Origin of the sequence: Yersinia mollaretii ATCC 43969 (genome assembly GCF_013282725.1) — a bacterium.
Classification (GTDB): Bacteria; Pseudomonadota; Gammaproteobacteria; order Enterobacterales; family Enterobacteriaceae; genus Yersinia; species Yersinia mollaretii.
The window spans coordinates 2,836,995-2,861,485 of the sequence record NZ_CP054043.1 but is presented as its reverse complement, the minus strand read 5'-3'; the positions used below and the strand labels follow the sequence as shown (position 1 = coordinate 2,861,485).

Sequence of the window (24,491 nt, the reverse complement as noted above, 5' to 3'; positions counted from 1 at the left end):
GTTTTAAAATAACGGCAGGGGAGTACTATAGCTCCTATCGAAAGGGAACGCCCTTTCAACCTTAAAACCGAATAGGAATACATCATGAAAAACATCAAAAATTTCGTTGCAGTTATCGCCCTGTCTACTTTGTCTTTCGGTAGCTTCGCCGCAGAATACGTTAACAGCCAAGATGCCGCTAAATTAGAACAAGCGGGAATCATCACCGTCAGCGGCGCAACTGACCTGAGTAGCTTGAAAGCACAACTGGCAGAAAAAGCCGATGCTGCTGGTGCTAAAGCCTTCACTATCACCTCAGCAACAGGCAATAATTTGATGCATGGTACTGCGGTAATTTATAACTAATAAGCACATCACCACAGCACCGAAAGAGATAGTTATTCTCCTTGAAAGCCTATCAGCCAATCTGATGGGCTTTTTGCTATGAGAGGCTGTTAATGTGTTCCAGCGCCTGCTCAACAGAGTCGGCCTGCCCCGTCGCCACTAGGCAACATGCCAACTGTTTTTGAATCGCCTCAGGGATTGGAACTTCGCCCGCCACACAGCGCTCAATCCAAGCTGCCGTGATCGCCGCGTCTTTCGACGTGGGCAGTTCAGACTCCGCCGGCTCTGATTGGCGATCAAGTAGAATTTGTTGTCCGCCCCCATTAATATAATGAATCGGCGAGCTACGTACTGGGCTGGCATAGACCTCACCTTCGGTGCCTTGCTGCAACAGTGCTGGCGCATTGATCGCCTGGAAGAAACCGCCCACTTTTTGCATATATTCAGGGTGGGACACACTGGCTAGCCGCAGTGCTTCGTCGTGAATGAATGGAGTCGCCAGTTTTGCCAGTGTGTGGCTGCTGTTTCTGACCCCCATACGCCAGCGTTGCTGCAATTGATTGTCCAACGACGAGGAGAGTGCTGACACGGGGATAAATACTGGCAATCCGTCATCCAGACGCTGTTGAGCCTCTGCTGCGGTAAGTGACCACGGAATATTTAGCTGTTGGAAAATCTCGGCACTGGTCACTCGGCTGCTGTCTTCCGTCACACCGTGGACCACCACCGGCAGACCCAGACGCCAGAGTAGCAGAGCCAGTAGTGGAGTCAGGTTGGCTTGCTTACGAGCACCATTATAGCTTGGGATCACCACCGGTAGCGGGCGGCCCGCCGGTGCACGCAGAGGCATCACCTGCTCCTGCATCGCCTGATAAAACCCCAAAATCTCCTGCTCAGACTCACCTTTGATCCGAAAAGCAATCAGGATGCCCCCCAGTTCCAGCGCGGGGACTTGCTCTGCCAACATGGCTTTGTACAGCGCATAAGCTGTCGGATAATCTAGATCGCGGGCATGGTTCTTGCCGCGTCCAATCTCTTTGATAATTTTGCTGTAATCCATGGTGCGGCACTACCCCTGTCACGGTGCGTTAAACATAAATCAGGTTAGATATTACTGAAACTCTATCACTGATAGTAATAGATATACCCGAAATAGTTGTTACGGTGGTATTCCGCTGATTTCACACGCTATTTGATCAAGGATATCAATCGGCCATGTTGCTTCCAGTGACGGTGTCACTTATCGACTTATTAACCATTAGTTGGCGGGGAAACAGGCCACACCCCAAATAAAATAGAGGCAGTGGCCAGAAGATTAGCGCGGTTTACCCAGTTCTTCCGGTGGGCTGAACAGAACACGATAAATTGCACCGCCTAAAGCTCCCCCCACCAAAGGAGCGAGCCAGAAGACCCATAATTGTTGCAAGGCAACGCCTCCGGCAAAAATAGCCACACCGGTACTACGCGCAGGATTTACCGAGGTATTATCCACTGGAATACTGATCAAATGAATCAGAGTGAGACATAGCCCGATCGCCAGCGGAGCCGCGACAGCCGGGGAACGAACATCGGTCGCCCCCATAATGACCATCACAAACCCCATGGTGAGAACCACCTCAGCCACCAGCACGGCTTGTAAGCTATAGCCCCCCGGCGAGCGAGCACCAAAACCATTACTGGCGAATCCGGCAGTGACATCAAAACCCGCTTTGCCACTGGCGATCAGATACAAAATAGCCGCCCCCGCTAACCCACCCAGCACTTGCGCTACAATATAGGGCACCAATTGTGAACCAGAGAAGCGGCCACCAACCCACAAGCCCAGTGATACCGCTGGGTTAAAATGCGCGCCAGAAACATGCCCCAATGCATAAGCCATAGTGACGACAGTTAGGCCGAATGCCAACGCCACTCCAAGAAATCCAATCCCCGCCACTGGGAACATCGCCGCCAAGACGGCGCTACCACACCCGCCTAACACCAACCAGAAAGTGCCAATAAACTCTGCCATTAGCTGTTTCATGCTGCTTCACCCCTGCCTGATAAATATGTCGATAGCAGTTAGCGCTGCCGCTAACCCATCACCAGCTATTTACGCCGAAGGTACTACCAGGCTTAACTTGTCAGGATCAGCTCCCCAGCGGCTTATTTAATCTTAGTCACTGGTTTTATACCGATGGGGAAAGTTTTCGAGTGATATAAGGTCTTAAATGAATTATTCAGTCAAAAAGAGAGCAATGAGCAAAAACATCAAACTTTATCCCCGTTTTTTGCGCCCTCTCTTCCCTGCTGTCTTCGCAGGTATCGTCGGTGCTGGCGCAATTTTCCCCTCCGGCATCTCGGGCTGCTCAATCGGAAAGACAGGTAACGCCGCCAATAACCGTGAACCATAGCCCTTGGTCAATAAGCGCCGGTCATAAATCACAATTTCACCATGGCACTCATTACTGCGGATCAACCGCCCGACCTGCTGAATCAGGTTAAACGAGGCACTTGGCAAGCTTTGCACTTCAAATGGGTAGCGTTTCAGTGACTTCAGCCACTCACCTTCCGTGAGGATCACCGGGCTGTCGATCGGCGGGAACGATATTTTGTGGATATGAACCTGAGTCAATAATTCACCCTTCAAATCTAACCCTTCGGCGAATGATTGCAGACCAATCAATACACTGGCGATACCATTATTGACCCGCTTACGATGCTCTTCCACCAGCCGATAACGCGGTTGATCGCCCTGTACCAGCAACATCAGGCGCAAATCCGTCACGTGGCTGAGGAAAGTTTGCATCGCCCGATGGCTGCTGAACAGAATCAACATCCCCTTATGCCGCCCACTGGCTTGCTGGGCACGGAAGAAGTGCGCCATTTCTGCCAAATGTTCAGCCTCGTGGGCCATGGTCGGCTCGAAACGCATTTTGGGAATGATCAGCTTCCCTTGCTCAATATGGTTAAACGGTGATGAGAGTGCTTCAAACCGGTCACCGGCCTTTTCGCTCAGGCCGCTCAGTTCCTGCAAACGCGCAAAACTATTCAGTGAGCGCAGTGTCGCAGAGGTCACAATCACATGGGGCACTTTACGCCAGAGCATTTTATCGAGTTGATCACTGACCCGAATGCCCACACAGTGAAAATAGAGGTGCGTTTGATTTTCGCGGTAGTCGCGGGTTATCCACTTGGAAATAGGCGCATTCGAAGCTTTTGCCATCGCCGCCAGCCGCCACAACTTGCTCATGGCCTCCAGATAACCCAGCGTCCGGCTCATTTGGATAATTGCACGATGCAAACGGACAATGTCGTGTTTACCCGTTTGTTCGCTTAGATCATTGAGTACAAATTCGGCCAAACCGCGTAAGGCATCCGTCAGCTTGAATAATTTGGCGCAATCCTCCGTCAAACTGCCCGGTAATTCGCCCATTTCAAAGCGGTACACCGCCGGGCTGCCATCGGCTGGCAGCAACTGGTTCACTTGCTGCTCGACACTCAACATCAGTTCACGCAGCTGCTCGCAATGGTCTTTCAGCCGATCCGGATTGGATAAACTAGGGGGATTTTTTGGCCGATACTGCACCATGCATTGATCCACCAGCCGCACAATCATATCCAACTGCATATTGGCAAAAACGGCAGTAATTTCACCTTCAATCTCAAGGGCATCCCGCGCCACATCCGGCAAATGGTGACCTTCATCCAACACCAGCAGCAGCTCTTTGGGATTGGGCAACACAGATTCAGTTTCCAGTGCCGCCATCACCAATGCATGGTTAGCGACCACCACATCAGCACTCTCTATCTCTTTACGGGCAATAAAGAACGGGCATTCACGAAAATAATGGCAATTGCGCCCAAGGCAGTTGGCCTTATCGGTGCTTAATTTGGCCCACAAACTGTCACTGAGCGACAACTGATGATGGTCACGCAGCCCGTCCCAGACATAGCTGTTCAGTGATTTAGAGAGCGCCAGACAGGTGGCTTGCTCTTCACCATTGGCCGGGGCCAATTCATCACCGAGAAACAGGGAGAGATCCCCCTGCCCAGAAACATCCGTGCACATAGCGGCCAAATTGCGCGGACAGACGTACCGCCCACGCCCAAAAGCGCCGGTGAATTTAAGATCGGGAATAATTTTCTTCAGCAGCGGTAAATCTTTGCTGTAAATCTGATCCTGCAATGCCACGTTCGCGGTGCTGACCACCAATGGCTTGCTCTCTGCTCGGCCAACCGCAATGCCGGGAATCAGGTAGGACAAGGTTTTGCCGACACCGGTCGGGGCCTCAATAGCCAAATGGCGGCCAGCATCCCCCGCCAGTGTTTTCGCCACTTCGGCTATCATCTGGCGCTGTGGCGCACGAGAAATAAAATCGGGGATCTGCTGCGAAAGCGCCTTATACCACTGACTTATTTGTTCTTTTACTGCTGGGGACAACGCCATGCATATCTTATCTAAACTGGATGTTGCCCTATTGTCCCACACCGCAACGCTCACGTCAGCCTGAAAGCGGCGTGACAGTAGTTGAAATCCGCGACTTGTGCCAATGAGAGCGGAATGAAATTTACGCAATGTCGCAGTTATTTATATTTTGTCATAAATATATCACACAGATGCGGTAAAAATTCTGCGCTGGACGAATTCAGACAGATATTGGATACAGCAAAAAAATTTACCATTCGCGTTTTTTCAAATAAGAGAAACAGGGCAAAATATGAAACGTAATATTCTGGCAATCCTAGTACCGGCTTTATTAGTTGCCACTACGTCACACGCAGCAGAAATTTATAATAAAGATAGCAACAAGCTTGATTTATACGGAAAAGTAAAAGCACTGCATTACTTCTCTGACAATAATAAAAGTGATGGCGACAAGTCTTACGTCCGTTTTGGTTTTAAAGGTGCCACCAAAATTACTGACGAACTGACGGGTTACGGCCAATGGGAATATAACATTGCCGCTAACTATGCAGAGAGCCAAGAAACAAAAGATAATAAAACGCGTTTAGCTTTTGCTGGTTTACGTTACGGTAATTTAGGCTCAATCGATTATGGTCGTAACTACGGCGTATTATATGACGTCGCCGCTTGGACCGATATGTTGCCTGAGTTCGGCAACGACAGTTACACCCGAACTGACAACTTTATGACTGGCCGTACCACTGGCGTGGCAACTTACCGTAATACCGATTTCTTCGGTCTGGTTGATGACCTGAAATTCTCGCTGCAATATCAAGGCAAAAACGGCAGCGAATCCGAGAGCAACAACGGCCGTGCCGATGCGACCAAACAAAATGGCGACGGCTTCGGCATGTCTTCCAGCTATGAAATTGGTGCGGGTGTAAGTGTGGGTGCGGCCTTTGCCTCATCTAACCGAACCACCGCACAGAAGAACGGCACCTTCGGCAAAGGCGATAAAGCAGACGCTTGGACTACCGGTCTGAAATATGATGATAACGGTGTGTATCTGGCAGCAACTTATGCTGAAACCCGTAATATGACCCCTATTTCCGGCACTGCGGTGATTAATAATGTGTCAACCAGCGTGAGTGGTTTCGCTAATAAAACACAAAACGTCGAGTTAGTTGCACAATACTTGTTCGACTTCGGCTTAAAACCTTCTTTGGCGTATGTTCAGTCTAAAGGCAAAGATATCGAAGGTATCGGCGATGCTGATTTAGTTAAATATGTTGATATTGGTGCTTCTTATTACTTCAATAAGAACATGTCCACTTACGTTGATTATAAAATCAACCAACTGGATGACAATAATAAGTTGAAATTGAATACCGATAACGTGGTCGCTGTGGGTCTGGTTTATCAGTTCTAATTACCTTGCATCGGTATTATCCTCATTGCTTTACTGTTTGAATGCTTCATTGTGATTTGTGAATTTAATATGTGACTTGTGATTATGCCGGGATAACTCCCGGCTTTTTTTTTATTTAACACTTCTTTATTTAACAATAAGTGATGATTTTACCCGCAAACAACTCGCTGTGAGCAGACTATTGAGCGGTAGTCACAGCCAATAACGCTGTTTCGCGCAGTGCCTCAGCGACCGCACCTCTTCGCTTCGAATCGTCCATAGCAGAAAAATCCGCGCGCTGAATCCATTGCTGATAGCGATTTTCACCTAAACCTTTATCCGCCTGAACCATCAGTGGCACCAAGCGAATGCCGATGTGATCAAGGCTGCGATAGGGCCATTTCTTCTGTTCATCCGAAAAAGGGGCCATAAAATCAAGCGCTTTAATCAAACCGCTGCCATTCGGTGTTTGGTAACGCCACAGATCGATATGGACTTTATCGGCCAGTTGGGCCATCAAAACCGCCGCTTGTAAGCTGAAATAGCTGTAGTGGAAAGAGCGAGTTCGTGCTAACTCCAGCGGCTGTGCCCCTTCGGCGGCTAGCTGGGTGTCCAGTTTGGTTTTCAGTAATTCAGCCATTTCGGCCACCACTTTTGGCTGTTGCAGATACCAGGCAATACCTGCGACTTGGGCCGTATACCAGTTGCCATGATTATTCTGCGCCGACGCCTCTTTTTTACCGGCGGGGCTATTTTGTAACCACTGTAGATAGGCCGTCATCCATTGGCGCATCTGACTCTCATCTTCTGCGGTCCAGTGCTGATTTTGTCGTAGCATCATCAGCGAATCGACAATACGGGTAGCAAAATAGCGCCCATCCAACACTCCAGTACCTCGTCCGGCAGCGATTCCGGGCACCCCCTGAGCAAAATTGAGATTCGGGTTCATGCGCGTTTGTGGCGCAATAAACCAAGCCCGAATCAAGCTGATGGCTTTATCGGCATATTGCTGCTCACTGGAAAAATACCACGCCAGTGTCAATGTTTGTACTTGGGCGGTAAAATCAGCAAGGCGCACACCATCACTGTCCCCATTTTTACTCGCCGGATTAATCTGCCCATCTTTGCGCACCCAAGGTAGGTCATCACTTTTTTCGCTATCTGGCCACCAATATGCGCTAAGACTTAGATAATCATGTTTAGAACCACTGGGCGGCACTATGCTTTTATCCATGACACTTTGATCCGGGCGTTTCAGCGCTTTATCCGCTTGCTGTAATAACTGCTGATAAGCCTGTAGGGTCTCCTTCGATGCCTGTTTTTGTGCAATTGTGAGTTTATTATGCTGTAACTCACTGGCTGATAAAAAAGCATACTCATTTTGCGCGGCATCAGCAGGCACAGCAAACAGCATCAATAGCAGCATTAGCCCAGTGTAAAAACCTCCCAAAAAGATGGGGTTAATACCCAATAAGCGCCTCTGGGATAAAGAGATTACAGCCATAAATTATTCGCCTCGTCTGATAGTCAGAAATAGATACAAAGTCATCCCTAAGCGTTGATTCGAGCTTTATGCATCATGCCTGAAGCATTTTTAGCTTGCATGGAAAGCCTAGATTTTGTCACTGCTTATCCGCCCACCCACCCTCAACTTCAAGAATAAGCCCCTGTTTTAGCGTAAATTTTAGACGGAAAATTAAAACGTAAAAAAACGATAAAAACCTTTGCCTACGGACACTATTCTCATGTTTACTGGTGCATCTCTGTTTTACTGCCCTTTTCTTATTGAATAACTATGCCAAAGCAAAATAGCCGTAATCTGTGGTTACTGATCGGTTCACTTTTCACCTTATATTTCGTCTGGGGTTCAACCTATCTGGTCATTCGTATCGGTGTGGAGAGCTGGCCGCCACTGATGATGGCGGGCTTACGCTACCTGATCGCTGGGGTGTTGCTGTTTAGCTTCCTTGCCATTCGAGGACATGCCCTACCCACATTACGTCAATGGATGGGGGCCAGTGCAATCGGCATCTTATTATTGGCGATCGGCAATGGGCTGGTCACCATCGCCGAACATCAGCACGTCCCTTCTGGTATTGCCGCCGTCATGGTCGCAACCGTACCGCTATTCACTCTATGTTTCAGTATGTTATGGGGTATGCGAAACACAAAACTGGAATGGTCGGGGATTGCACTCGGGCTGGTCGGGATTATCTTGCTGAATACTGGCAGTAACTTATTGGGTAACCCAATGGGCGCAGTCCTGATATTACTGGCTTCTGCGAGCTGGGCATTTGGTTCGGTCTGGAGTTCACGTCTGGCACTGCCAAGTGGTGCAATGTCCGGTGCTGCGCAGATGTTGGTTGCAGGGGTGGTGCTGTTAGTCGCCAGTACCTTAAGTGGCGAAGAGCTGAACCAAATGCCAAGTATGGGCGGCATTCTTTCATTGCTGTACTTAATTGTTTTCGGCTCAATGCTCGCCATCAGTGCGTATATGTTCTTACTGAAGAATGTCCGTCCGGCGGTGGCAACGAGCTACGCCTATGTGAATCCCGTGGTTGCTGTGTTACTGGGTATCGGTTTTGCTGGTGAAAGTTTGTCGACAACCGAATGGTGTGCATTGGCCGTTATTGTTTCTGCAGTGGTATTGGTCACATTGGGGAAATTTCTGTTCAAACCGCGTTAATCTCTTCGCATCAAGAATGCAACACAGTTGTTTCATTGAGTGAACAGGCTATAATTCCCGCTGGTTAGATAAAAAGTGAAAATAATTATGCTGAGAAAAGCACTCATTATCCTGATTGCGATAATGGCTCTGAGTTCATTAGGCGGCGTTTTTCTCGCCGGGCTGAACATCTATACTCGTTCGACCACCCCACATGAAACTGAAACGACAGAATCCTCCCCACTGTCTGATATTGGCCCTGCGGGCTTATCGAACAATGGCCAAGAGTCTCCGTAGTGCCCATGAATCACACGGAGCAATCATTACCCCGTGTGATTCATGAAAAAATCCCCGCTATAGCGACATCTGTTGTCATTATGTCTGTTACCAACATACTCGTCACCGCTACGGCCCCAATGCCTCGATATATCCCAATACCTTGATATACAGTGGGTATATCCCTCTTTAAAGTGTTGTTACGCCCGATGTAAAAGCGGTTGCTTGCATCTGCTTAATGACGTCATACGCTGACCAAGGTAATACGCTAAATGCTTTAATCAATAATGTATCCTTGGCTGACGCGGCTTCCGGCGCATTGACCGTGTCATTGATTGCTTGTCTTATACGGGTCATCTGCTCTGGGGATGTCGACAGCGAAGTAATCAGCGGCAACCCAGGTGCGGCTTCTGTTTGCGCTATGATCTTTAATCCGGCAACTACGGATGGATTTGCCCGTTGTAATAACGCGAAGCTAATACAATCTATCGCAGCAATATCAGCCTGCTGCTGTCGGATCATTTCAATTGACTGATAATGGCTTCCAGAAGCTAATGCATGAGAAAAGAATCGCCCATTAATAGCCAAGGGTGTAATCAAAGCTCGTAAAGCATTGTACCCAGACTGAGAATCTATGCTGTTATACGCGACTCGCCGGTGCCGAAAATCGGCCAGTGTTTCCCCTTTTTCATCCGCTCGAACCACAACTAAACTGCGGTAATACTCTGCCGTACAATAAGGTGATTGATAGCTGAATACACCGACCAGTTGCACATGTTGCTGTAATAGGGTCACCAGAGGGAAGCCACATGTCTGGCTCAGAAGCAGATTGGGATCATGCCAGTGTTGCAGTAAATCCGAGGGCCAGGCTAATTGCTGATCGGATGTAGTGACACCATAGCGATGTAATTGCTGCAATAATAGTTGACCAAAAGGCTGGATATCTTGCGGCTGAATACCGTACATCGGAAGTGAAATCAGCATAGGTTCCTACTGTTCATCAGAACAACAAAAAAATAATCAGCCGCGGTTCTCTACGGGAAGCATTTGCAATTCGCGCCAACGCGATAACCGTCGACTCCAACGAGAGAAAATCATATCCGTAATTATTGCCAGTAGAGCAACAACAACCGCGCCCTGAATAACATAAGCGGTATTAAAGCCACTTAGACCAATAATAATGGGAGAACCTAGCGTTTTCGTCCCGACCGTGGAGGCAATAGCAGCAGTACCAATATTGATAATGACCGATGTTCGAATACCCGCAACAATAACAGGTGCGGCAAGAGGTAATTCAACCCGCCACAAAATCTGCCTGGTACTCATTCCCACCCCTTGAGCCACCTCGCGGATACCGCGTGAAACAGACTCAATACCGGTAATCGTGCCTTGTAAGATTGGTAATAGGCCATATAGCACCAAAGCGATAATGGCAGGTTTTTCGCTAAACCCCATCACAGGTACTGCGATGGCAAGTACGGCAACCGGTGGAAAAGTTTGGCCCATTGCGACAACAGTTTCGACCACTGAGCGAAACTCTTTCCCTGCGGGGCGCGTGATTGCAATTCCGGCACCCACGCCAATCAAAACAGCGATGATACTGGAAACCAGTACCAGCATGACGTGAACGACGACCAGTGACCAAAATGTATCTTGCAGATAAATGGGCCTATCGAGATCAGGAAATAGTGCAGCGAAAACACTGTGCAGGGAGGTCATGCCAAAAACTAGACCCGCTAACAGAAGCACAGCCCAGCAGAGTGGGTCTTTTAACCAACTTAGTACCTGAAATGATTCGCGCTTAGAGACTGCTCTCTTGATATGACTGGCTTTGGTCGCCCCAAGTTTCACACGCCCCCCTTATCGGCTACCAAATCAGAGAAATAGAGCACGCCCAATGGCTGCCCATGCTCATCGCTAACAGGTAATTTATCCGTCTGCCTTGATACAAACAGGGAAAGCGCTTCACGCAGAGTGGTCGTACCGAGTATCGGCAACCCAATAAACGTTTCACCGCGCCTAACCCGTTGCTCAGCCCATCCCAGTGATAGCAGCTTAATACCGAGATCACTACGACCAAAGAAATCACGGACAAAATCATTGGCGGGTTGAGTTAACATTTCAAGCGGCGTCCCTTGCTGTATGACTCTCCCTTCATCCATCAGGACAATGCGGTCAGCTAAACTCAACGCTTCATCAATATCATGGGTGACCAGCACGATGGTCCGGCCCGATAATTGATGGATACGGGTAATTTCGAACTGCAACGCTGCTCGGGTTACGGGATCTAGCGCGCCAAATGGTTCATCCATCAATAAAACTTCCGGATCAGCGGCCAAAGCTCGAGCGACACCAACCCGCTGCTGCTGCCCACCTGAGAGCTGATGGGGATAGCGATGAAGGAATTGTTCTGGGTCCAGATGCAATAACTCGAGTAACTCAATAACCCGCTGGCGGATACGATCCTGTGGCCATTTGAGTAACTGTGGCACAGTGGCAATATTGCGCTCCACAGTCCAATGGGGAAATAAACCTATAGATTGAATGGCATACCCCATCCGCCGCCGTATATCTTCAGGCTTATAGTTACGGATCTCTTCACCAGCGAAATGGATCTCCCCTTCGTCGTGCTCAATCAGTCGGTTAATCATCTTCAGTGTGGTCGACTTACCAGAGCCAGAAGTCCCAATCAGTACGGTGAACTCCCCTTTGGCAATCTGCAACGTCAGGTTGTCTACCGCCCGTTTGCCGGCAAAATATTTACTGACCTGATGGAAATGAATCATCGGTTTGAAGTATCCATAAAAATAACGATGAATTTAAACAGTGAGTCAACCATGACTGCCATCACTATCACGGGTATCACGCCCAGTAGCACTAAGTCCAAAGCACTACTGAGCAGGCCTTGAAACATGATCGCCCCTAACCCACCGGCACCAATCAATGCGGCCACTACAGCTAGCCCCACCGTTTGCACGGCAATAATTCGAATACCAGACAAAATGAGTGGCAGCGCAATAGGGATTTGCACCCAAAAGAATAGCTGGCTGCGTGTCATTCCCATACCTTGGGCTGACTCTACAACACTGTCAGGAACAGACTCTAATCCCGCCACCACATTGCGCACTAACGGTAATAGTGCATAAAGTACCAGCGCCACAATTGCCGGCGCCAGACCAATACCACTAATGCCGTGCTCAGCTAGCCATGGAATAGCTGCTGCCAGACCTGCTAAAGGTGCAATGAGTAAGCCAAACAAGGCAATTGATGGGATAGTTTGGATAATGTTTAATGTTGAAAAGATAGTGCCTTGAAAGCGGCGAGAGCGAAAACAGAGTAAGCCAAGGGGGATGCCAATAAGCACGGCAGGTACGACTGTAGCCAAGAGAATCTGAAGGTGTTGCCATAGAGCATCATCAAACACGTCTTGACGATTAGCGTACTCTTTCAATAAAGACAGTTGATCAAGTTGCCCTGTTGCCAGCAATATCACTACGGGTAAAACTAGCAAGACATTGGCCAGACTGCGCCAAACAGGGTTTACAATGGCGCGGGACAAGCTATCCACAGCAATCAATAAGCTTAATCCACTCATTAACCAAAACCCACCACCAAGTGAGGTGCGGGCGAGGCTCTCTTCACCTCCTGTTAGTTGTGTGGCGGTTCTTCCCGCCAGCAACAGCAAGCCAAATAGCAGCACTTCGGCAAATAAAACGGTAGACCAATGCAATACACTATTTTGTTTAAAAAAGGCGAGGGTAAACAGTATCACCACAGGAACTAACAACCACCAGACCGGCCCAGTGAACAACGACGTTAGCGAGACTCCCTGCCCGGATATCAACCGATTCGGCGCATGGCTGACAAAAGAGAGCCCTACCCCAGATAAAACCAGCAAAATCATAAGTGCTAGCAAAACTCGGTTTTTAACAGCCATAAAAATCCATCTCCATGACAGGTAATCTTTATCGCAATAGCTGACTACCTGTGTATTTGATGGCGCTACAAACAACTGGCTATAGCGCCGTCCCTAACGTACACAGTTATCCTTTTACGAAGCCTTTCTCTTTCAGGTAATTGGCTGCCACTTTTTTCGCATCCTGGCCTTCAACCGCGATACGCGCATTCAGCTTTTGTAATGTCGGGCCATCAAGAGTGGCAAATACCGGATTGAGTAACTCAGGTATGGTTGGATACTTTTTCAGTGTCGCTTCGCGAATAATCGGTGTTGGCGCGTAAATAGGTTGCACACCTTTGGGGTCTCCCAGTGTTTGCAACCCCAAAGCGGCGACCGGGCCATCTGTCCCATATGCCATGGCAGCATTAACCCCCGAGGTTTGCTCAGCGGCGGCTTTAATCGTCACAGCAGTATCGCCACCCGCCAATGACAACAACTGGTCTTGATTCAATTTAAAGCCATAGGCTTGCTGAAAAGCAGGTAAGGCGTCAGGGCGCTCAATAAACTCAGCAGAAGCCGCCAATTTGAATTTCCCGCCAGCGTTAATCCATTTACCGAGATCATCCAACGTTTTCAAATTATTCGCTTGGGCTAAATCCTGACGCACTGCAATGGTCCAAGTATTATTTGCTGGCGCGGGCGAGAGCCACACCAATTTATTTTTCTCGTAATCCAGCGCTTTTACTTTTTCATAACCCGCCTTACTATCCTTCCACGCGGGGTCTTTTTCATCAGAGAAGAAAAAGGCACCATTACCGGTATATTCAGGATAAATATCAATCTCACCCGCAGTGATAGCACCACGCACCACTTTGGTTGTACCCAACTGTGATTTATTGGTAGTTTTTATCCCATTAGCATCCAGAACCTGCACAATAATGTTACCCAACAATGAGCCTTCGGTATCAATTTTTGAGCCAACACGGACAGTATCTGCCGCGTGAGATACACCACTAACTGCTGCCACCATGACTGCAAGCAGCGCAAAAATCCCGCTACGGGGTAGGGCCTTTGCCATGTTTACCTCTATATGCTCAAGGGTTAGTTAAAGTTCAAACGTGACTATCTATAGAACGTGGGCATCTGAAAGTACGAAGAACAGTTGCCATTAACAAATCAGTAACCATATTAGATTTAGTCTAAAACAAGCCAAATAACCAATTGATATTAAATATATTGTTAGTTAAAAATTGGCCTAGCAGGCTAACCTATTTTAGGTACAACAGTATGATTGCTAAGTACTTAAGCAGCATATCCTTACTCAAGATCTTGAGTAAGATTACATTAATGACTGTATATAACAACAGTTAATTTCAAGTGACGGGAGAGATTGAAAAGAACTTTGTGGTCAAAATCAGCATCCTTCTTTAAGTCTATTAGCTGCTTTCGATTGATGGAGCATGACGACGATTCTCAATGACGCCATGCTGCTCCTGCCCTACCAAAGCTCTATTCCCGCTATCGTAAAAAGGGTGTACCTCTATTTCCAACGCAGTAAAGGCATGTGCTTCAATCCATTGATTATAGCCGTGGACAACAAACTGCTCACTGCGATGCTGGTATTCAACTCGATTTTCCAAATAAATCTGTCGTAACCCGTACCAAGGCAAGGAGGGTAAATCATGATGTACCAGATGGTAATTGAGGTTTAGAAATAGCAGACGCCATGGCCATGCCGCTTCATTCAACGTTGAACGTGCTGCACTATTTTCAACTGCGCGGTGTTCAAAAAAAGATCTTACTTTGGTCAGGCTAAGTGCCGGATAACTCACCACCAGAAGATAAAAAAGGGTGGAAATGCCATAACTCGCCATCCAATGAAACAAGCCGATAAGTAACCCCAAATGAACCAGCCACATCGCTATGGCTTGACGATCACCGGAAAGAAAAGCGCGGGCGGCACTGCGGATGGTATCAATGATATCCAGTGCTGGACCGAGCACCACTCTCCCCAGAAAAGTATTGCTGGCACGTACGATTCGCTTAAACAATGGAGAAAGGTATTTCCATTGCTCACCTGTATAGTAATAACTCTCGGGATCTTTCTCCGGATGGGTCAGATTCTCATCACAATGATGCTGTATATGGGAGTCACGATAGAGGCCATACGGATACCACACCGCAAGCGGTAAAGTCCCCAATAACTGATTAACCCACCGCCAACGAGTTGGATGCCCATGGATTAACTCATGCTGTAGCGACATATACCAAGTGCTCAACAAAATTAGCAGTACGCTACCCATCACAACGCCCACTTGCTGCCAGTAAACAACAGTGACAAACCATCCCGTGTAAATAACACCAATAAGTATCCAGGTCGGCAATTCCAATCGCCATATGCAAGAGCGAGACAACTGCTTTACTCGCCCCCGCTGTTGTTCACTAAGGTAGTGAGCAATGCTTGTAGGACGGTTATCACTTTGGGTGCCAGTTGACGGCATATAAATGGCTCATACTAGACATAATGAGTGCCAGTATCAGTTGAATAGCGCCCACGGCTAACTAACTTAAAACACTATATATAGCTAAAATATTTCTATTTAGACTTCTCTCCAGCGCAACTCTTGTGCAGAGACAGCAATAGCATCCAGTACCTTCGAGACTTTCCAGCCCTCTTCAAAATCGGGCCACATGCGATCTCCAGCGGCAATACCATTAATCAAATCGCGGATCTCGACCGTTTTTTGATCGTTAAACCCTATGCCATGCCCAGCACTAATACAAAATGCGGCATAATCAGGATGCTGTGGCCCCGTGAGTATTGTTTTAAACCCTTGTCTCGCCAGTGGATCATCATGGCGATAGAGCTGTAATTCCGCCATGCGTTCCTGAGAGTAGCTGATAGTCCCTTTAGTGCCTGTGACCACGTATGTCAGCCCCATTTTGCGGCCACAAGCAATGCGTGAAGTCTCGATTGTTCCCATAGCACCATTGGCAAAACGCACCAGCGCACTGGCTTGGTCTTCATTTTCTACCGCTCGGAGCAATGACGGATTTTGCGGATCGGGCCGCTGCTTAATGATGGTCTGCATATCACCAGAGACACTCGCTATATCGCCGACCAGATAATGAGCCATGTTAATAATGTGCGCAGCTAAATCCCCCAGAGCCCCTAGTCCGGCCTGCGCTTTGGTACAGTGCCAATCTAAAGGCGTCAGTGGGTCGGCCAGATAATCTTCGTTGTGAGTCCCGTAGAAATGAACAACATCACCAATTTCACCATTGGCGATAATCTCTCGTGCTAATTGACTGGTCGGATTTTTCATATAATTAAATCCCACCAGCGTTTTTACACCTTTTGCATATGCCGCATCGACCATTTCCTTGGCGTCTGCTGCGTTGAGTGCCAGCGGTTTTTCTGAATAGACATGTTTGCCATGGCTAATAGCGGCGAGTGCCATCTCTTTATGCAGGAAGTTTGGTGCACAGATATCCACCACATCAATATCTGGATCAGCCACCAACTCCCGCCAGTTAGCAGTAGCACGGGAAAATCCAAACTCCGTGGCGCGTTGTTGAGCCAGTTCTGAGGTGGCTTCCGCTAGCATTTCTAATACGGGTCGCCCCTTTAATGGGAAAACAGTCGCGACCTGCGCATAAGCAATGGCATGGCAACGACCGATGTAACCCGTGCCGATAAGGCCAATTCGAACCTTCTGCATACTATTCCTCTGCTTGTTTATAGGTTAAGGCCCGATCAGGGGCTTTAGATGCCAACGGTTATACGAAATTAAAATTTCGCCATCAAGGTAAAAATAGAATGAAAACTTCTTTTTGCGAGGCTGTACGAGGAATATTGTTAACCTATGAAAATTTGCATAAATTAGAGATAAATCTCGGTATCGAGTTCACAAAAATAGATCTACTAGCACTAAAAATAGATTATTTATTTTCATTATGTAATCTGTTGAAAAATAGATTTCAAAAAATGCGAAGTGTTGCGCAGTGCTGATAAGTCGGGGTTTCAATCGCGGAAAATCGTTATATAGTAAGTGCCACGATGAAGCGGTCACTCAATCGCTCCTTTTTAACTTCTACAGGTATTTTGCTATGAGCTCACCTTTTCTGGTTACACCACAGTGGCTGGCGGAACATAAGCACGATGCAAAGATCGCTATTTTGGATGCCAGAATGTCACCGCCAGGATTGACACCTAAAAGGGATATTCAGGCCGAGTTTGAGCAGGGGCATATTCCCGGAGCCGTTTATTTTGACATCGATGCAATAGCCGATCACAGCACCGACTTACCTCATATGCTGCCATCGCCACAGCAGTTCAGTGAAATGGTCGGCCAATTAGGGATCAGTGAGCAGCATACTTTAGTGATTTATGATGACGGCAACCTCTTTTCTGCACCACGAGTTTGGTGGACGTTCCGTATATTCGGTGCCAAAAATGTACACATTTTGGCCGGTGGTATTAACGGATGGCTACAGGCGGGCTATGCATTGGAAAGCGGCCCGGCAAAATCCATCCGCCAGACTTTTAATGCGAGCTTTAATAAAGCAGCCGTCAAAAGTGTTGATGAGGTTATCGCCGCACTTGGCAATAATGAAATACAGATTTTAGATGCCCGCCCAGCAGGGAGATTTAAAGCACAGGAACCAGAACCGCGCCCCGGCCTGCGCCTTGGGCGTATCCCCGGCAGTATCAATATTCCCTGGGGGAGCATGGTAGAAAATGGCAATCTAAAATCATCGCAAGAGTTGGCAAAAATTTTTGCCGCCCAAGGGGTAGATTTAACCAAACCTATTATTGCCAGTTGCGGTTCTGGCGTAACCGCCGCCGTCGTGGTTCTGGGACTGGCGGCCCTAAACGCGCCATTGGTATCACTCTATGACGGCTCTTGGGCCGAATGGGGTGCATCGGATTCCTTGCCAATTGAGGAGTCTCGCCTCCCGTAAAAGAAAGCTAAATAGCAACCAGCCCACGGACGCCATCCTGTTCCATATCGGTGCCACGCCCTCGCTGAATAATTTTGCCACGGGACATCACTAAATAGTTATCAGCTAGTTCTGCGGCAAAATCGTAGAACTGCTCAACCAACAGAATGGCCATATCCCCTTGGGCTGCGAGTTGCTTAATCACCACGCCGATCTCCTTAATAACCGAGGGCTGAATTCCCTCGGTAGGCTCATCCAAAATGAGTAACCGAGGTTGGCAAGCCAATGCTCGGCCAATCGCCAGTTGCTGCTGCTGCCCACCGGATAAATCCCCGCCACGACGCTGCTTCATCTCTTGTAAGACGGGGAAAAGTTGATAAATGCTCTCTGGCACAACTTTGCTCTGTGAGCCAGGAAAACGTGACAGCCCTAACAGGATATTCTCCTCTACTGTGAGTCGAGGGAAGATTTCTCGCCCTTGTGGCACATAGGCAATTCCACTTTTTACCCGTTGGTGTGGAGACTGGTGGCTTATATTCTTACCCTCCCAGTTGATACTGCCATTTTTGAGGGGCACTAATCCCATCAGGCATTTAAGCAAGGTAGTTTTACCGACGCCATTACGGCCCAATAAGCAGGTCACCTCCCCTACTTCTGCCTCGAATGATAAGCTACGCAAGATATGACTACCGCCATAATACTGTTCGAGTTCATTTACTTGCAGCATATTTCTCCCTCAATTCAACGGATAATAGTGAGTCACAAAAAACTCAATTCAGGCTCGCCCGATATCTGGTTTACCCAAAAGGGGGTAACTCAACGACCGAGATAGACCTCGATCACCTGCTCGTTAGCCTGCACCTCTGCTAATGACCCTTCGGCCAACACCTGCCCTTGATGTAACACCGTGACATGATCGGCTATAGTCTCGACGAATCCCATATCGTGCTCCACCACCATCAACGAATGTTTTCCTGCCAATTGATTGAACAATTCGGCGGTATAGGCGGTTTCTGCATCCGTCATCCCTGCGGCTGGCTCATCTAATAGCAGTAAATGGGGGTCTTGCACCAATAACATGCCGATCTCAAGAAATTGCTTTTGACCGTGAGATAATAGCCCCGCCTGCCGTTGCCGCATATCACTGAGGCGCAACAAGGTCAGCATTTCATCAATTTGATCCCGCTGTTCACTGCTTAACTTGGCTCGTAGACTCGCCCAAACGGTTTTCGTGCTTTTTTGCGCCAGCTCCAGATTTTCAAAAACACTTAACGCTTCAAATACTGTGGGTTTCTGAAATTTCCGGCCGACCCCCGCTTGGGCAATTTCAATCGTGCTCATCGTTGCCAGATCATGGTGTTGGTCATACATCATCTTGCCAGTCTGTGGCCGCGTTTTGCCGGTTATCACATCCATTAATGTCGTTTTACCTGCCCCATTTGGGCCGATAAGGCACCGCAACTCTCCAACACCAATCTGCAATGAGAGGTCACGTAACGCGTGAAAGCCATCGAAACTGACATTGATATTCTCCAATGTCAGCACCGGGTCACGTTGTTGGCGATACTTGTCAGCCGCATACTCAATGGCTCCGGGTGCCTGATCGATGATCTCGGGATAAATCAGCTGTTCCGTAATTTGAAATCGACTCATTTTTCTCTCCCTCGTTTCAGCAATCCAATAACGCCTTTCGGCAAGAACAAGGTGACTAAAATAAAGATTAAACCGAGAAAAAATTGCCAATATTCCGGCATCGCCATGGTGAACCAGCTTTTTGCACCGTTGACAATTCCCGCCCCCAGAACAGGGCCAATAAGAGTTCCGCGCCCACCCAATGCGACCCAGATAGCGGCTTCAATAGAGTTCGTCGGCGACATTTCACTGGGGTTGATAATGCCGACCTGTGGCACATAGAGTGCACCAGCTAAAGCACACAGTACGGCGGACAGTGTCCAGACAAACAACTTGAAACCTTTCGGGTCATAACCACAAAAGGTCAGGCGGTTTTCGGCATCACGCACTGCGGTCAGCACTCGGCCAAACTTGGTACGTGCCAATGCAAACCCCAGTGCCAGACTGGCGATTAACAGTACGAGTGTCGCGAGGAACAGGGCGATACGAGTCGATGTTGCTGAGACCGGAAAACCCAGCATGGTAGTGAAACCCGTGAAACCATTGTTACCACCAAAGCCAGTTTCATTGCGAAAAAACAGTAGCATCCCTGCATAGGTCAATGCCTGAGTCATTATGGAGAAATAGACCCCTTTTATTTTGGAACGAAAGGCGAAATAGCCAAAAATAAAAGCCAGTATGCCGGGCACCAGTACAATCAGGCATAGCGCCCAAACAAAATATTGGCTGCCACTCCAAAACCAGGGCAATTCGGACCATGACAGAAAAGACATAAAGGCGGGCAGCCCCTCACCTGCCGCCTGCCGCATCAGGTACATCCCCATGGCATAACCGCCAAGAGCAAAAAACAGGCCATGACCGAGTGACAATAATCCGGCATATCCCCACACCAGATCGAGTGCAATAGCGACAACCGCATAACACAGAATTTTGCCAATCAGTGTTAAGGTATAAGTTGATATGGCCAATGGATTATCCGCTGGCAGCAGCGCCAAGAATGGCAAAATAATCAGCACCACCACCACCACGGCCCCTAATGACAGAGTGATGACAGGTGCTTTTTGTGTCAGAGTAATAGTTAAAGGTTGATTCATTAGTCACTCACCCTGCCCTTGAGAGCAAACAGACCTTGTGGTCGTTTTTGAATAAACAAAATGATCAGCACTAAAATCAAAATCTTACCTAGCACTGCCCCCATCTGCGGTTCCAGAATTTTATTCAACATCCCCAACCCCAGCGCTGCGACGACACTGCCCGCTAATTGTCCAACCCCGCCGAGCACCACCACCAGAAAAGAGTCGATGATATATCCCTGCCCTAATTCCGGGCCGACATTGCCCAACTGCGATAACGCGACACCGCCTAATCCAGCAATTCCTGAGCCAAGGCCAAAAGCCAACATATCAACCCGCCCTGTCGCCACGCCGCAGCAGGCAGCCATAGCTCGGTTTTGTGTGACAGCTCGCACTTGTAGCCCCAAGCGGGTTTTATTCAGCAGTAACCAAGTGAACAGCAGAACAATCACAACAAATGCAATCACAGCAATGCGATTCCAAGGTAAAATCAAATTCGGTAAAATTTGTAGCCCGCCAGAGAGCCAGCCAGGGTTGGCCACTTCCAAGTTTTGTGCACCGAAGATCATGCGTACACTCTGAATCAGCATCAGGCTGATCCCCCACGTCGCTAACAGCGTTTCCAACGGCCGCCCATACAGGTGCCGGATCACGGTACGTTCTAATGCCATACCGATACCGGCAGTGATAAAAAAGGCGACCGGTAAAGCAACCAACGGATAGAGTGCCAGCCAGTGCGGCGCAAATTGTTGAAACAGCGATTGCACCCAATAAGCGGAATAGGCCCCCAGCATCAGCATCTCACCATGGGCCATATTGATGACACCTAATAAACCATATGTGATAGCCAACCCCAGTGCCGCCAGTAATAAGATGGACCCCAGTGATAATCCGCTGAATACCTGCCCGATAACATCACTAATCAATAGGCGATTTTGTACCTGTTTTAAGCTAGTGGCCGCAGCAGCGCGGACTTGCACATCAGGTTCAACTTTGGCATCAGTTAAGTTTTGCAGCCGTGACTGTGTCTGTGGTGAACCGGATTGCCCTAACAACTGTACGGCATTTAACCGTACCTGCGGATTGCTGTCAGCCAACTGTAAATTGGCCAGTGCGATGCTCAATGCGTCTTTGACTTTGCTATCAGTTTCTAATGTCAGGCGATGGTTAAGTAGCGGCAACTGCTCACTTTTTGCCTGCTGTTGTAACGCCAATGCGGCTTGTAAGCGCACCGATGCATCTTCACTCACCAGCCGTTGGGCTGCCAATGCATTGGCAATCAAGATGCGTAACCGATTGTTAAGCCAGATTTTCTTGGGTGTATCGGATGGCTGTAATTGCCCTTCTAGTGGAGTGAACCCCTGATGACTCTGGACGAAAACCTGCCCTGTGCTGTCCATTACCAAGGTTTCCTGTTTCAGTGCCTGCAATAAGGGCAATCGACTGGCATCTGGCTCTGTCGCCCATTGCTGTAGCAAAGTGGCTTGTTGTGAGCGATTAGCCACAGCAAAATCATGGGCTGGCCCTGCAACTGTCCATGTTGAAATTCCCCATAACAGGCCAATCAATAGCCTGAGCGCATAATTAGCGGCTCGACCCCAGACAGGAATTAATGATTTCATAGGCTCACTCATCACTGATATATGGCAAAAGAGATCCAGAGCCAGCTCGCCGTCATCAACAAAAGCCGACTCTGGAAAGTCACTGCTACTGAGTGCTTTTTACTGGATGGTCTGGTTTTTTGTCATTCCCTGCGATAAACGGGCTCCATGGCTGAGCTCGAATTGGCGCATCAGTCTGCCATACGACGTTGAACTGCCCGTCTGCCTCAATTTCGCCGATCATCACGGGTTTATGCAGGTGATGATTAGTTTTATCCATCGTCAGAGTAAACCCTGAAGGTGCCGGATAAGTTTGCCCTGCCATAGCCGCACGGACTTTGTCCACCTCTGTTGATTTAGCTTTTTCCACCGCCTGTGCCCACATATGCATACCGACCCACGTCGCCTCCATCGGATCATTGGTCACGGCAGTATCAGCATTCGGCAACTTATGCGCTTTAGCGTAGGCTTTCCATTGCTCAACAAACTTCTTGTTCGTCGGATTATCTACAGATTGGAAATAATTCCAGGCAGCCAGATTACCCACCAATGGCTTAGTATCAATGCCACGTAATTCCTCCTCTCCCACCGAGAAAGCAATCACTGGAACATCAGTTGCTTTGATACCTTGGTTTGCTAACTCTTTGTAGAAGGGGACATTTGAATCACCATTAATGGTGGAGATAACCGCCGTTTTACCATCAGCGGAGAATTTCTTAATATTGCCAACAATAGTTTGATAATCGCTATATCCGAACGGGGTATATATCTCCTCAATATCTTTATCCTGAATACCTTTGGTATGTAGGAAGGCCCGCAGAATTTTATTAGTAGTACGCGGATAAACATAATCAGTCCCCAGCAAAATAAAGCGTTTTGCTGCACCGCCATCTTCACTTAATAAGTATTCTACTGCGGGGATAGCTTGCTGATTGGGTGCCGCACCGGTATAGAAAACATTCGGTGACATCTCCTCGCCCTCATATTGCACCGGATAGAACAGTAAGCCATTTAACTCCTCAAATACTGGTAAGACAGATTTACGGGAAACAGAAGTCCAAGCACCAAATACCACTGCGACTTTATCTTGTGTTAACAATTGCCGCGCTTTCTCCGCAAATAACGGCCAGTTAGAGGCGGGATCCACAATCACGGGCTCGAGTTGTTTACCCAATACACCACCATGAGCATTAATATCATCAATACTCATCAGAGCCATATCCTTCAATGGTGTTTCAGAGATAGCCATCGTGCCGGACAACGAGTGCAAAATACCCACTTTGATGGTATCCGCAGCCAGCGAGCCAAAAGCCACCCCCATGCTGATAACCGAAGCCGAAAGTGCAAAAACCTTAATTAAGTTACGATGTTGCATAGCGTTAACCTCTGGTCGTTGAGTAAAAAACACAAGATCAAATTACTCTGCGCAATCGCCATGCCAATTTTATATCTTGATAATTTAATTGAAGAATAGATATATTCCGGCCAATTAGTCGAAGATATAGGCTAATTATCTGCACCATTAATGCGCAATGTATGGGCACAGACAGTGCAAAAGATCAGAATCTTAATGTGAAGAGCCATTAAGGCGTACGGGGAAAAAAATGTTTGAATCAACTCAGCGATGGGGGCACGAATTTTAACGAAAAACAGGAATGGCGAATTGCCACTCCTGTCTTCTTATTACTAAACCGTATCAGTTACTTATATCAATATGGTAACTGTTGGCCGATATTATTATTTTTACTTTTTAGGGCCACGGATACGTAAAGTTAAACCTTTTAGGAAATAACGTAAAACCTGATCACCGCAAGGGCGGAAGTTTTTGCTGCCCTCTTTACGGAACAAGGCATTCAACTCAGGTTTTGATACTGGGAATTCAACCGCGTTAAACACATCATGCATATCAGTATCTTTCAACTCAAATGCAACACGCAGTTTTTTTAGCACAATATTGTTGGTGATGATGGGTTCTACCGCAGGTGCGGGGAACTTGTCATCTTTACCTCGACGAAAGAAAATCAGGCCATTAAGGAAATGTGCCATCACCAGATCAGGACAATCCTGATAACCAGCTTCGTCTTCTTTCTTAAGAAAATTAACGACATCCGCATTGTTCACATCAAAATCAGCCAGCTTAATGATCTCTGTTATCTTGGTATCATTGACGTTAAGCATGTAGCGAACACTACGGAGCACATCGTTGTTCATCATATTACTGCCCTATTCCTATTATTTAGATTAGACGTGGCGAAAATCGCAAGAAAAACAAAATATTTCTTT

22 protein-coding genes are annotated in these 24,491 nt (G+C 47.9%); 5 read left to right on the top strand and 17 right to left on the bottom strand.

Annotated features, from left to right (window positions below):
- The first annotated feature begins 84 nt into the window (after positions 1 to 84).
- The gene (gene bhsA, locus HRD69_RS12600; protein ID WP_004877389.1) at positions 85 to 345 is read left to right on the top strand and encodes a multiple stress resistance protein BhsA; all 261 of its coding nucleotides are present in this window, start codon (positions 85 to 87) and stop codon (positions 343 to 345) included.
- Between the two features lie 76 nt (positions 346 to 421).
- Here the strand turns inward: bhsA and ybiB are convergent, their stop codons facing one another.
- The 3 genes from ybiB to dinG form a co-directional block, all read right to left on the bottom strand.
- Complete coding sequence (gene ybiB, locus HRD69_RS12595; protein ID WP_004877391.1) at positions 422 to 1,384, bottom strand: DNA-binding protein YbiB; 963 nt, start codon at positions 1,382 to 1,384, stop codon at positions 422 to 424.
- A gap of 255 nt (positions 1,385 to 1,639) precedes the next feature.
- The gene (gene aqpZ / locus HRD69_RS12590; protein ID WP_004877393.1) at positions 1,640 to 2,347 is read right to left on the bottom strand and encodes an aquaporin Z; all 708 of its coding nucleotides are present in this window, start codon (positions 2,345 to 2,347) and stop codon (positions 1,640 to 1,642) included.
- Positions 2,348 to 2,581: 234 nt separating this feature from the next.
- The gene (gene dinG / locus HRD69_RS12585; RefSeq protein WP_004877395.1) at positions 2,582 to 4,753 is read right to left on the bottom strand and encodes an ATP-dependent DNA helicase DinG; all 2,172 of its coding nucleotides are present in this window, start codon (positions 4,751 to 4,753) and stop codon (positions 2,582 to 2,584) included.
- A 271-nt stretch (positions 4,754 to 5,024) separates the two neighbouring features.
- On the opposite strand from dinG, the gene ompF2 reads away from it, so the two are divergent.
- On the top strand, positions 5,025 to 6,140 hold the full coding sequence (gene ompF2, locus HRD69_RS12580) for a porin OmpF2 (RefSeq protein ID WP_004877397.1): 1,116 nt from the start codon (positions 5,025 to 5,027) through the stop codon (positions 6,138 to 6,140).
- A 178-nt stretch (positions 6,141 to 6,318) separates the two neighbouring features.
- Here the strand turns inward: ompF2 and HRD69_RS12575 are convergent, their stop codons facing one another.
- Positions 6,319 to 7,545: an alginate lyase family protein gene (locus HRD69_RS12575; RefSeq protein ID WP_004877398.1), complete on the bottom strand. Its 1,227-nt coding sequence runs from the start codon at positions 7,543 to 7,545 to the stop codon at positions 6,319 to 6,321.
- A gap of 369 nt (positions 7,546 to 7,914) precedes the next feature.
- Between HRD69_RS12575 and yedA the strand changes: the two genes are divergently transcribed.
- Entirely contained in the window at positions 7,915 to 8,805 is an 891-nt protein-coding gene (yedA, locus tag HRD69_RS12570; protein ID WP_004877399.1) for a drug/metabolite exporter YedA, read from the top strand.
- 87 nt (positions 8,806 to 8,892) lie between these two features.
- Positions 8,893 to 9,081 (top strand): hypothetical protein, encoded by a 189-nt coding sequence (locus HRD69_RS12565; RefSeq protein WP_032815427.1) that lies wholly within the window; start codon positions 8,893 to 8,895, stop codon positions 9,079 to 9,081.
- Positions 9,082 to 9,249: 168 nt separating this feature from the next.
- On the opposite strand, the gene HRD69_RS12560 is transcribed toward HRD69_RS12565, so the two are convergent.
- From HRD69_RS12560 to HRD69_RS12530, 7 genes are all read right to left on the bottom strand, one after another.
- Positions 9,250 to 10,044 carry a phosphate/phosphite/phosphonate ABC transporter substrate-binding protein gene (locus tag HRD69_RS12560; RefSeq protein ID WP_004877402.1) on the bottom strand — a complete coding sequence of 265 codons (795 nt, stop codon included), beginning with the start codon at positions 10,042 to 10,044 and terminating at the stop codon, positions 9,250 to 9,252.
- A gap of 36 nt (positions 10,045 to 10,080) precedes the next feature.
- Entirely contained in the window at positions 10,081 to 10,779 is a 699-nt protein-coding gene (locus tag HRD69_RS12555; RefSeq protein ID WP_004877404.1) for an ABC transporter permease, read from the bottom strand.
- 128 nt (positions 10,780 to 10,907) lie between these two features.
- The gene (locus HRD69_RS12550) at positions 10,908 to 11,846 is read right to left on the bottom strand and encodes an ABC transporter ATP-binding protein (RefSeq protein WP_032815429.1); all 939 of its coding nucleotides are present in this window, start codon (positions 11,844 to 11,846) and stop codon (positions 10,908 to 10,910) included.
- Entirely contained in the window at positions 11,843 to 12,997 is a 1,155-nt protein-coding gene (locus tag HRD69_RS12545; protein ID WP_032815430.1) for an ABC transporter permease, read from the bottom strand. Before HRD69_RS12545 ends, HRD69_RS12550 begins: the two co-directional genes overlap by 4 nt.
- A 106-nt stretch (positions 12,998 to 13,103) precedes the next feature.
- Positions 13,104 to 14,036 carry a glycine betaine ABC transporter substrate-binding protein OsmF gene (gene osmF / locus HRD69_RS12540; protein ID WP_032815431.1) on the bottom strand — a complete coding sequence of 311 codons (933 nt, stop codon included), beginning with the start codon at positions 14,034 to 14,036 and terminating at the stop codon, positions 13,104 to 13,106.
- Positions 14,037 to 14,394: 358 nt separating this feature from the next.
- Complete coding sequence (locus tag HRD69_RS12535; protein WP_032815433.1) at positions 14,395 to 15,459, bottom strand: fatty acid desaturase; 1,065 nt, start codon at positions 15,457 to 15,459, stop codon at positions 14,395 to 14,397.
- 99 nt (positions 15,460 to 15,558) lie between these two features.
- A complete protein-coding gene (locus HRD69_RS12530) occupies positions 15,559 to 16,680 on the bottom strand; it encodes a Gfo/Idh/MocA family protein (protein WP_004877411.1) in 1,122 nt (373 codons plus the stop codon).
- A gap of 388 nt (positions 16,681 to 17,068) precedes the next feature.
- On the opposite strand from HRD69_RS12530, the gene sseA reads away from it, so the two are divergent.
- Positions 17,069 to 17,923: a 3-mercaptopyruvate sulfurtransferase gene (sseA, locus tag HRD69_RS12525; RefSeq protein WP_004877412.1), complete on the top strand. Its 855-nt coding sequence runs from the start codon at positions 17,069 to 17,071 to the stop codon at positions 17,921 to 17,923.
- A gap of 7 nt (positions 17,924 to 17,930) precedes the next feature.
- Here the strand turns inward: sseA and urtE are convergent, their stop codons facing one another.
- The 6 genes from urtE to HRD69_RS12495 all read right to left on the bottom strand — a co-directional run bounded on the left by urtE (position 17,931) and on the right by HRD69_RS12495 (position 24,422).
- Positions 17,931 to 18,629 carry an urea ABC transporter ATP-binding subunit UrtE gene (gene urtE / locus HRD69_RS12520; RefSeq protein WP_004877413.1) on the bottom strand — a complete coding sequence of 233 codons (699 nt, stop codon included), beginning with the start codon at positions 18,627 to 18,629 and terminating at the stop codon, positions 17,931 to 17,933.
- 89 nt (positions 18,630 to 18,718) lie between these two features.
- On the bottom strand, positions 18,719 to 19,555 hold the full coding sequence (gene urtD, locus HRD69_RS12515; RefSeq protein ID WP_032815434.1) for an urea ABC transporter ATP-binding protein UrtD: 837 nt from the start codon (positions 19,553 to 19,555) through the stop codon (positions 18,719 to 18,721).
- Positions 19,552 to 20,628 carry an urea ABC transporter permease subunit UrtC gene (urtC, locus tag HRD69_RS12510; RefSeq protein WP_172984617.1) on the bottom strand — a complete coding sequence of 359 codons (1,077 nt, stop codon included), beginning with the start codon at positions 20,626 to 20,628 and terminating at the stop codon, positions 19,552 to 19,554. The genes urtD and urtC overlap by 4 nt, the downstream gene beginning before the upstream one ends.
- Positions 20,628 to 22,229 (bottom strand): urea ABC transporter permease subunit UrtB, encoded by a 1,602-nt coding sequence (gene urtB, locus HRD69_RS12505; protein ID WP_004877112.1) that lies wholly within the window; start codon positions 22,227 to 22,229, stop codon positions 20,628 to 20,630. Before urtB ends, urtC begins: the two co-directional genes overlap by 1 nt.
- 85 nt (positions 22,230 to 22,314) lie before the next feature.
- Entirely contained in the window at positions 22,315 to 23,583 is a 1,269-nt protein-coding gene (gene urtA, locus HRD69_RS12500) for an urea ABC transporter substrate-binding protein (RefSeq protein ID WP_004877113.1), read from the bottom strand.
- A 368-nt stretch (positions 23,584 to 23,951) separates the two neighbouring features.
- The gene (locus HRD69_RS12495) at positions 23,952 to 24,422 is read right to left on the bottom strand and encodes a YehS family protein (RefSeq protein ID WP_032815352.1); all 471 of its coding nucleotides are present in this window, start codon (positions 24,420 to 24,422) and stop codon (positions 23,952 to 23,954) included.
- Positions 24,423 to 24,491 lie beyond the last annotated feature (69 nt).